Raw genomic sequence first — 9,939 nt, forward strand, 5'->3', positions numbered from 1 at the left:
GGGGGACGGCGGGTGGGTGCCGGGTTCGGACACCGAGCGTTATCCCGTACGACGGCTCACGGGAGTGGGGCCGGCGAGATCATCGAACAGTGCTTCGGCCTCTCGCTGCCCCGCGGGTCCCGGAGGCCGCGCTCGCCTGTTCAGCACGGATGCGCGGGTCCGATACGGGCAGCGGGAGCGAGGCGTCAAGGTCCCGTCAAACCCGCCTGAAGGGGCGTCAGGAGCGCATCAAGGCCGATCGTTCACGGTCGGACGCGGTCGCAGACTGACCGGCACGGGGGACGGGCGAACCGTCCGGGGCGGGTACCTGGGAGGGGACCGTGACCATCACGGCCGGCACAGCACACAGACCTCCGGCGGAGGCTGTCGAAGAGCCACGGCCAGCCACGGTGGCAGCGCCGCCCGTACCCGCCCCGGAGCCGCGCGAGGGGCGCCCGGGGGAGTGGATCGTGGCCGCGCGGACCGCTCTGCGCCGCCGTCTCCGGTCGACCGTACCGGCCCGGTTGCGTCTCCTGCGCGCGGCCACGGTCCTGCTCGCCGTCGCCCTGGGGTTCCTGCTCCTCGGCGCCGGCCTCGCCGCGCACGGCACCTGGGACGACGTGGCCGGTCGCGACGCCCCCCGCACCACCAGCGCGGCCGGCCTCGACCTGGCCCTCGACGACATGGACGCCCAGGCCGCCAACATCCTGCTGTCCGCCGGGAACGGCGGGAACGGCGAAAAGGGTGTGCTGGCGACCCCGCACTCCAAGGCCGTCAGCCTGTACGGCGACGCCCGCCGCGAGATCGGCCACGACCTGCGCACCCTCGCGGCCGCCGCCCAGGGGAACCGTGCCGACGAGAAGACCGTGGAGTCGATCACCGACGACTTCGCCGAGTACCAGGAGCTCATCGGCCGGGCCCTGGAGAACGACCGCCACGCCGGCGGCAGGCCGGACGCGCTCACCGACTACCGCGACGCCACCGACCTGCTGCGCAACAGCCTCCTGCCGGACGCCCGCAAGTTGGTCTCCTCCAACGACGCGGCCTTCGACACCCGCTACGTGACGGCCCGTTCGGCGCTCTCGGTCCAGCTGGTCGCGGTCGTCGTCCTCGGCCTGCTGCTCCTCGTCGTCCTCGGCGTCCTGCAGTGGTACCTGGCCCGCCGCTTCCGCCGGATCCTCAACCCCGGCATCCTCGCCGCCACCGCGTGCACCCTGGCCGCCGTCCTCCTCGGCACCCAGCTCCTCTCGGCGTCCGCGACGCATCTGAAGGTGGCCCGGCACGACGCCTTCGACTCCGTCGTCGCCCTCTCCCGCGTCCGCGCCATCGCCTACGACGCCAACGCCGACGAGAGCCGCTACCTCCTCGACCCACAGCGCCGCACCCGGTACGCCGCCTCCTTCCTCGCCAAGTCCCAGCAGCTCTACGGCATCCGGGGCGCCACGCTGTCCACGTACGACGCCGGCCTCGCCGCCACCTGGCAGGCCTACCGCGCCGACCCCACCGACCTGCGCTTCACCGGCGAGTTCCGGCGCGAGCTGGACAACATCACCTTCCCCGGGGAGCGGGCCGCGGCCGAGAGGACGGTGGACGCGTACGCCGTCTACGAGCGCGACGACCGGAAGATCCGCGCGCTGCTCGCCGCCGGCAGGGAGCGGCAGGCCGTGGAATTCTGCATGGGCTGGGAGGCGGGCACGTCGAATGCGCACTTCGGCGCCTGGATGGCCGCGCTGGACGAGGTGACGGACATCAACCGCGCCCACTTCGACGAAGAGGTGACCGCGGGGCGTGGTGAGCTGACCGACCGACTTCCGTGGTCCTGCGGGATGTTGCTGCTCGCGACGGGGCTGACCGGGCTGGGGCTTCGGCCCCGGCTGGCGGAGTTCCGCTGAAGAAGCCCAGCACCGGCCGCTGCCCGCGGCACCCTACGCGTCCGCCAGCCTCGCCTCTTCGAGGTCCAGCGACCGCTGGAGCCGCCGTCGCGTCGTGTCGCTGATGGTGTGCTCGTCGTACAGCCGCCGCAGCTCCGCCGCCTCCACCGCTATCAGGTCGCGGCGCAGCTGCCGGTAGACCAGGTCGGCCGACTCGGCCGTGCTGTCGGCGAGGCGGTCGCGGGCGTCGTCGAGGCGGGCGTTGAGGCCGCGCCGGAGCCGGTCGAGGACCACGTCGGGCACGGCCTCCAGCTCGGACAGCTCCTCCAGGCGCCGGATGCCCGCGTCGGCCAGCCGGCAGCGGGCGGCGGCCTCCTCGCGCTCGGTGTGGTCCGGCTCCAGGGCGATGCCGGAGCGGCGCACCACCGAGGCCAGGGAGAAGCCCTGCACGACCAGGGTGACGACCACGACCGAGGTCGTGAGGACCAGCACCAGCGGCCGTTCGGTCAGCGCCGAGCCGTCCTTCGCCGTCACCGGGATCGACAGCGCGGCCGCCAGCGGCACCACGCCCCGGGTGCCGGCCCAGGTCAGCACCACCGGCACCCGCCAGTTCGGCCGCTGTATGCCGCCCTCGCGCTGCACCACCGCGGACAGCGGCGCCACCCACAGCAACCGCACCGCGATCAGCGTGCCTGCCACCGCCAGCGCGTACAGCGGCCAGGCCCGGTCGCCGGCGGACAGCGCCCGCACCTGGGCGGGCAGCGCGAGGCCTATCAGGCTGAAGACCACGCTCTCCAGCAGGAAGACCACGGTGCCGTAGACAGCGTGCAGCTGGAGCCTGATGCGGGCGTTGGTGAGCCGGTCGCCGCGGCCGCCCAGGACCACACCCGCCACCACCACCGAAGTGACCCCGGAGGTGTGGGCCGCCTCCGCGAGAACGTACGCCGCGTACGGCGTGACCAGGGAGATCACCGTCTCCAGGACCGGGTCCTCGGTGCGCCGCCTGATCACCGTGACGACCGCGGCGACCAGCGCGCCGATCAGCGTGCCGCCGCCCGCGAGCAACAGGAACTCACCGCCCGCCGCCCCCCAGCTCGCAGCCGCCGAGGCCACCGCGACGCTCACCGCGACCCGGTAGAGGACCAGGGAGGTCGCGTCGTTGAAGAGGCTCTCGGCCTGGACCAGCATCTGCACCCTGGGCGGCAGGGCGAGCCGGCGGCCGAGCGCGGTCACGGCGACCGGGTCGGTGCTGGCCAGGATCGCGCCGAGCACCAGAGCCATCTGCCAGGACAGCGGGGTGACCAGGGAGGCGACCGCGCCGACGGCCGCGGCCGAGGCGAGCACCAGGCCGACCGCGAGCACGCTCACCGGCTTCCACACCGCCCGCAGCTCGCGCCAGGAGAGTTCTTCCGCGCTGGCGTAGAGCAGGGGCGGGAGGACGACGAGGCCGATGACCTCCGGGCTGATCCGGATCGTCGGGGTGCCGGGCAGCAGGGCCACGGCGAGGCCCGCGACGACGAGGAGGGAGGGGGCGGGAATCCGCCATCGGCGGGCGAAGGTCGCCACCACCGTGGCCAGTACCACGAGTGCGAGAACCGTACCCACGCCGCGCATGCCGTCCCCCTGGGGCCCAACGGGAGCCACCGTGACTCCCGGCCGACCAGACTTCCCGGCACACCGCCTTCACCCTATCCGGCCGGCGGCCGTCAAGACAGTGTCAACGTCGTCGTCAGCGGCGCCAGAGACGCGTCAAGAGGCCGGACCCGGGGCCCCGCGGCGCGCTTGTCTTTGAGGTGATGAACGACGTACCGCGCGGACGACTGAAGGTCTACCTCGGGGCCGCCCCAGGGGTCGGCAAGACCTACCGCATGCTCGACGAGGCCCGGCGCCGCGCGTCCCGGGGCGCGGACGTGGTGGTGGGGTTCGTGGAGTGCCACGGACGTCCCCTGACCGAGGCCATGACCGGCGGCCTGGAGGCCGTGGCACGGCTGCGCTGCGGATACCGGGGCGGCGAGTTCGAGGAGATGGACGCCGCCGCGGTGCTGGCGCGCCGCCCGGAGGTCGCGATCGTCGACGAGTTCGCGCACACCAACATCCCCGGCGACGGCCGGCGCCCCAAGCGCTGGCAGGATGTCGAGGTCCTGCTCGCGGCCGGGATCGACGTGATCACCGCCGTCAACATCCAGCACCTCGAATCACTCAAGGACGTCGTCGAGAAGATCACCGGGGTGCCGCAGCACGAGACGGTGCCCGACGACGTGGTCCGCAAGGCGGAGCAGATCGAGTTCGTCGACATCCCGCCCGAGGGCCTGCGCCGCCGGATGGCGCACGGCAACATCTACGCCCCGGAGAAGATCGACGCGGCCCTCGCCAACTACTTCCGCCCCGGCAACCTCACCGCGCTGCGCCAGCTGGCCCTGCTCTGGCTCGCCGACCGGGTCGACGAGGCGCTCCAGTCGTACCGCGCCGAGCACGCCATCGGCGGGGTGTGGGAGACCCGCGAGCGGGTGGTGGTCGCGCTGACCGGCGGCCCGGAGGGTGACACGCTGGTACGACGGGCCGCGCGCATCGCGGATCGGTCGGCGGGCGGCGACCTGCTCGCCGTGCACGTGGCCCGCAGCGACGGCCTGGCCGCCGGCGTCTCGCACGCCTCGCTGGCCCGGCAGCGCCGGCTGGTCGAGGACCTCGGCGGCAGCTACCACTCGGTGGTCGGCGACGACGTGGCCACCGCCCTGGTCGACTTCGCACGCGCCGAGAACGCCACCCAGCTGGTCCTCGGCACCAGCCGCCGGGGCCGCCTGGAACGCTTCCTCACCGGACCGGGCACCGGGGAGACCGTCACCGCCCTCTCCGGCGACATCGACGTCCACCGGGTCACCCACGAGCGCGCCGGACGCGGCACCCTGCTGCCCTCCCGCCGCCGCACCCTCTCCACCGGCCGCCTGATCGCCGGACCGGTCGCGGGGCTGGTGCTGCCGGTGCTGCTGACCGTCGTCCTCGCCCAGGTGCGCGGCACCGTCAACCTGACCAGCGAGGCCCTGCTGTTCCTGCTCGCGGTGGTCGGCGTGGCCTGCATAGGCGGGGTCGCCTCGGCCGTGATCGCCTCCGTCACCGCGTCCCTGCTGCTGAACTACTGGTTCATCCCGCCCATCGGCCGGTTCACCCTCGACGACCCCAACGCCCTGCTGGCCCTGGGGGTGTTCGCGGTCGTGGCCGCCACCGTCGCCGCTGTCGTCGACCGCTCGCTGCGGCTGTCGAGGCGCGCGGCGCGGGCCACCGCCGAGGCGGAGACCATGTCGTCGCTGGCCGGCAGCATCGTGCGTGGCGGCCAGACCATCCCGGCGCTCCTGGAACGGACCCGCGAGACCTTCGGCATGGACTCCGCCGAGCTCGTCGACGAGCCGCCGGACGGCGCCGACGTCACCGCCGTGCCCGCGGGCCCCGGCAACCACCTGGTCCTGCGCGGCCGTACGCCCTCGTCGTCCGAGCGGCGGGTGCTCGCCGCGTTCGCCGCGCACGTCGGGTCGGCGGTGGAGCGGGCCCGGCTCGCCCAGGCCGCCGCCGAGATCGAACCGGTGCGCGCCGCCGACCGGATGCGCACCGCGCTGCTGCGGGCCGTCGGCCACGACCTGCGCACCCCGCTCGCGGCCGGCTGGGCGGCGGTCACCTCGCTGCGCAGCCGGGAGGTGGAGTTCTCGCCGGAGGACCGCGACGAACTCCTCGCCACCGCCGAGGAGTCCATGGCCCGGCTGAGCCGCCTCGTCGACAACCTCCTCGACCTCAGCCGCGTGGAGGCCGGGGCCCTCACCCTCAACCTGCGGGCCACCGCCCTGGAGGAGGTGCTCCCGGCGGCCCTGGCGGACACTCCGACGGCCGAGGTGCACGGCGAACTGGAGAACCTGCCCCCGCTGCTGGCCGACCCATCGCTGCTGGAGCGCGTGATCGCCAACCTGGTCGGCAACGCGGCCCGCTACAGCCCGCCCGGCAGGCGGGTGCTGGTGACGGCGAGCGCGCTGGCCGGGCGCGCCGAACTCCGGATCATCGACCGGGGCCCCGGCCTGCCGGCGAACGGCCGCGACCGTCTCTTCGAGCCCTTCCAGCGGCTCGGCGACACCGACAACAAGACCGGCCTCGGCCTCGGACTCGCCCTCGCCCGCGGGCTCACCGAGGCGATGGACGGCACACTGACCCCCGAGGACACCCCGGGCGGCGGACTGACCATGGTCGTCTCGCTGCCCCTGGCCGACCGGGCCGGGCCCTTGCGCGCACCACAGCGCGTCGGAGATGCCACCGCCGGGCCGGTGGGCGCGGGCTGACCCTTGGGCCGGCGGGCGGCCTGCCCTGCTGCGCCCACTTCCCCTTCTTGACATGTTCTTGGCGGAGTTTTGAACGGCGGTCCCCGGCCTGGCCGGAACCGGTGTCACGGCCGGTGCCGTTCAGGCTGATGTGACGTCAACTCTGCCCGTACCAGCGGCATCCGGTGAGAGAACCGGCCACATGGTGATCTGCGGCGACGACGGCCTCGCACACCGGCTCGCCGTCGAACTGGACGCCGTGTGCGGGGAGGTCGTTACCGTGGTCCTGCCCTCCGCCGACGACGAGCACGGCGCCTGGGTCGCCGCGCTGCACCGCGACCCGGCGTCCGCCGTCCACCTGCACATCTCCGCCCGCCCGGACGAGGCCACCCTGCGCGCGGTCGGCGTGGCGCGGGCCGCCGCGCTGGCCCTGACCTACCGCGACGACCAGGTCAACGTCACCGCTGCCCTGCTCGCGCGCGCGGTCAACCCCTCCGTACGGCTGGTCGTGCGGATGTTCAACCGGGAGCGCGGCAGCCACCTGGAACGGCTCCTCGACCGGGCGGCGGGCCTGTGCGACGCCCCGGCACCGGACGCCTCCACCACCGTGCTCTCCGACGCCGACACCGCCGTACCGGAACTGGTCGCGGCGGCCGCCGTGGGGCACGGGCACACCCTCCAGGTCGAGGGCAAGGTCTTCCGCGGCGTCGTCCGGCCCGCGGGCACCCCGACGCACTCCACCGACCTCGCCACCCTCGCCGTGCTCTCGGGCGCCCACGAGGACGACCCGGCCAGCCAGGACAGCGCCGAGACGGCCGGCGAGGACGGCACCCTGCTGCTGCCGGACGACCGGACGGCGTACCACCGGCAGTTCACGCACGGGCGGCTGATGCTGGAGGAGGTCGTCCACCTCGACACGGCCGAACCGGCCCGCCGCGCCCGGCGGTTCCGGCCGGTGCGCTGGCTGCGGGCGCGGCTGGCCCACCTGCCGTGGCGGGTCTTCCGCTCCCGGCAACTAGCGGCCGTCTACGGCTCGTTGGCCGCGGTGGTGGTCGCGCTGTCGACCGCCACCGCGCTGTTCGCGGACGAGCACCCCTGGTGGAAGAACTTCTACCTGCCCCTCCTGGACATCTTCACGATGGGGGATCCGGCGACCGAGGAGTCGCCCGCCCGCCGCATACTCCAGCTCCTCGCCGGCTTCGTCGGGCTGGCGGTGCTGCCGCTCGTGGTCGCCGCGACCATGAACGCGACGGAGGCGTTCCGCACCGCCTCCGTGAACCATCCGCCGGACGACGACGTCAGCGGCCACATCGTCCTGGTCGGCCTCGGGATGGTCGGCACCCGGGTGCTGGACCGGCTGCGCAGCACCGGCCACCAGGTGGTGGCCATCGAGCGGGACCCGCGCGCCCGGGGCGTCGCACTCGCCAGGGAGCTCGGCGTCCCGCTGGTCCTCGAGGACGCCACCGCCCCCGGTGTCCTCGAACTCGCCCGGGTCCGGCAGTGCGGCTCCCTGCTCGTCCTCACCCGCGACGACGGCCAGAACCTCGACATCGTCATGGCCGTCCGGGAGGCCAACCCCGAGGTACGGGTGGTGACACGGCTGTACGACGACGCCTTCGCCGCGACCGTCCAGCGCACGCTGCGGGCGTCCTACCCGGATGCGCTCACCCGGAGCAGAAGCGTTTCGGCGCTGGCGGCGCCTTCTTTCGCTGCGGCGATGATGGGGCGCCATGTGCTCGGGGTGATGCCCGTGGAGCGGGGGTCGCTGCTGTTCACCTGCGTGGACGTGGCCGGGCATCCCGAACTGGAGGGACGTTCGGTGCACCAGGCGTTCCGGCGACGGGAGTGGCGGGTGCTGGCGGTGGGGCCGGCCGGCGGGGCCGCCCCGGGACAGCCCGCCTTCGACTGGCGGCCGGCGCAGGGGCGGGTGCTGGAGGCGGGTGACCGGGTGGTGATGGCCACCACGCGGCGGGGCCTCGACGTGCTGATGACGGGGGTGGTGGCTATTCCAGGCCCGACGCCCTGAAGACGCCCAGCGCGTTCTCGCGCTCGACCTGTTCGGCGAGGCGGCTCAGGGCGGTCGAGCCGCTGAGCAGGGTGCCGGCCTCGGCGGCCTTGCGGGCACCCGCGTCGACGCGCAGCCACAGGTCGGGGTTGTCGACGAGGACCCGGGGGTCGATCTCCAGCCGGTCGCCGAAGGCGTCGCGGAGCAGCAGGCGGGGGGAGATGCCGTCCAGGCGGCGGACCGAGACCAGGCGGTCGGTGCGGACGCTGCGGGTGCGCAGCAGCCGGCGTGAGGTGAGCCAGCCGTCGCCGGCGCGGACCCTGGCGGGGCAGAGGACGCCGAAGAGGAGCAGGGCGAGGGCGGTCCAGAGGGTGCCGCGCCACCAGGTGAACGTCCCTGATCCCCAGTCGACCAGGAGGAGCAGGGCGAGGAGGGCGCCTGCGCAACGGGCCGATGCGTAGACGTCTTTGGACCAGCGGTGGTCCTCGGAGGGCGGCATGGGGTGAAGGTAGGGAGTGGTGGGGCACGGCGTCTGTAGGTGCGGCCTGTCTTTGACGGGACTCTGACGGTTGCGGGGCGCTGCGGGCCGGTGGGGGTCGGTCGCGCAGTTCCCCGCGCCCCTTTCAGGAGCGTTGCCGTCAAGGACGTATCAAAGTGGCCGTCGTCTGCGCGAAGAACGCGCAAGGGGCTGTCGGAGGCGGGCGGGGCGGGACAGAACCTGGTCGTCTCGCGCGCGGTACTCCGTGCGCGAGACGTTCACCGAGGGCGCCTGGCTCGTCGTGGTCATGCTGCCGTTGCTCGTCGGCGCCTTCGTCGCCGTGCACCGGGCCCACGCGCGGATCGGGGAGCGGCTCGGGCTCGGGCGGATCCCGGAGCCGCCGCACCGGGAGCGGTCGGTCGTGATCGTGCCGGTGTCCTCACTGTCCCGGCTCACCTCCCAGGCGCTGTCCGCGGCCGCCTCCCTCGGCGACGAGGTGCGGGCCGTCCCCGTCTGCCGTCCCGGCCCCGAGGACCGGGCCCAGCTGCACGCCCCGGAGCGCGCCTGGGCCGCATGGGACCCCGGGGTGCCGCTGGTCCGGCTGACGTGCGAGCGGCGCACCCTCTGCCGCCCCATCGCCGTGTACGTCCGCGAGGTGGCCGCGGCCGAGCCGGCCACCCGGGTGACCGTGCTGATCCCGGAGACCGAGCCGGAGCGGCTCTGGCTGGGGCCCCGCGCGGAGCGTGGGGGGAGACTGCTCCGGAACCAGCGCGGTGCCGTCGTCGCCCATGCCGTGCGCAAGGAGACCGACGCGGTGATCTGCCGGCTGCGGTTCCGCCTGACCTGACCCGCCCGATACGTCCGAGACCGATGTTCCCCCAGTTCAGGGGGGTTTCAGCCGCCGAACGGCGGCCTCCGGTCGCAGGCCGGTCGCGATGGCGTAAGAGTCCCGTCAAAGGCGTGAACGCCGCCGTATGGGACCCGTCAACGGCGGCCGAAACCGGCCGGAAAGACGTTTTCCTCTAACAGTCCGAGTCCGTTCGAACCTCATCCAGGAGTTCACGATGGCCGATCTGGCCTTCGTCGTCACCGTGCTCGCGGGTTTCGCGCTGGTGGCCCTCGTCGCCAAGGGGGCGACGAAGCTGTGACCGCCGAGAACATCGTCGGCCTCGTCGTGGCCGTCGCCCTGCTGGGCTATCTCGTCCTCGCCCTGATCTTCCCGGAGAGGTTCTGAGATCTGCATGGGTCCCGTACTCGCCGGCGTCCTCCAACTGCTCGCCCTGATCGGCGCACTGGCGCTCGCCTACGTCC

The 9,939-nt window shown here is 73.8% G+C and carries 7 protein-coding genes and 1 pseudogene; 6 read left to right on the forward strand and 2 right to left on the reverse strand.

The genetic code is table 11. From position 1 onward, the window contains the following. Positions 1 to 449 precede the first annotated feature (449 nt). On the forward strand, positions 450 to 1,871 hold the full coding sequence (locus tag JF597_RS41765; protein ID WP_294009016.1) for a hypothetical protein: 1,422 nt from the start codon (positions 450 to 452) through the stop codon (positions 1,869 to 1,871). A 33-nt stretch (positions 1,872 to 1,904) separates the two neighbouring features. On the opposite strand, the gene JF597_RS41770 is transcribed toward JF597_RS41765, so the two are convergent. Beyond that, positions 1,905 to 3,464, reverse strand: a complete 1,560-nt coding sequence (locus tag JF597_RS41770; RefSeq protein ID WP_294009018.1) for a Na+/H+ antiporter — start codon at positions 3,462 to 3,464, stop codon at positions 1,905 to 1,907. Positions 3,465 to 3,646: 182 nt separating this feature from the next. Here JF597_RS41770 and JF597_RS41775 point away from each other — a divergent pair, with 182 nt between their 5' ends. Next, positions 3,647 to 6,166, forward strand: coding sequence for an ATP-binding protein (locus JF597_RS41775; protein ID WP_294009020.1), 2,520 nt, complete (start codon positions 3,647 to 3,649; stop codon positions 6,164 to 6,166). Positions 6,167 to 6,347: 181 nt separating this feature from the next. After that, complete coding sequence (locus tag JF597_RS41780; RefSeq protein WP_294009022.1) at positions 6,348 to 8,171, forward strand: NAD(P)-binding protein; 1,824 nt, start codon at positions 6,348 to 6,350, stop codon at positions 8,169 to 8,171. Here JF597_RS41780 and JF597_RS41785 read toward each other — a convergent pair. Then, positions 8,149 to 8,649, reverse strand: a complete 501-nt coding sequence (locus tag JF597_RS41785; RefSeq protein WP_294009025.1) for a hypothetical protein — start codon at positions 8,647 to 8,649, stop codon at positions 8,149 to 8,151. The genes JF597_RS41780 and JF597_RS41785 overlap by 23 nt on opposite strands. A gap of 256 nt (positions 8,650 to 8,905) precedes the next feature. Here JF597_RS41785 and JF597_RS41790 point away from each other — a divergent pair. The 3 genes and pseudogenes from JF597_RS41790 to kdpF form a co-directional block, all read left to right on the forward strand. After that, a pseudogene (locus JF597_RS41790) lies at positions 8,906 to 9,475 on the forward strand (amino acid permease); the annotation flags it as partial. Positions 9,476 to 9,602: 127 nt separating this feature from the next. Next, positions 9,603 to 9,776, forward strand: a complete 174-nt coding sequence (locus tag JF597_RS41795) for a hypothetical protein (protein WP_294009028.1) — start codon at positions 9,603 to 9,605, stop codon at positions 9,774 to 9,776. Next, positions 9,773 to 9,862 carry a K(+)-transporting ATPase subunit F gene (gene kdpF / locus JF597_RS41800; protein ID WP_016434100.1) on the forward strand — a complete coding sequence of 30 codons (90 nt, stop codon included), beginning with the start codon at positions 9,773 to 9,775 and terminating at the stop codon, positions 9,860 to 9,862. Before JF597_RS41795 ends, kdpF begins: the two co-directional genes overlap by 4 nt. The last annotated feature ends 77 nt before the right edge of the window (positions 9,863 to 9,939 follow it).

Origin of the sequence: Streptomyces sp., from assembly GCF_019510245.1 — a bacterium.
Classification (GTDB): Bacteria; Actinomycetota; Actinomycetes; order Streptomycetales; family Streptomycetaceae; genus Streptomyces.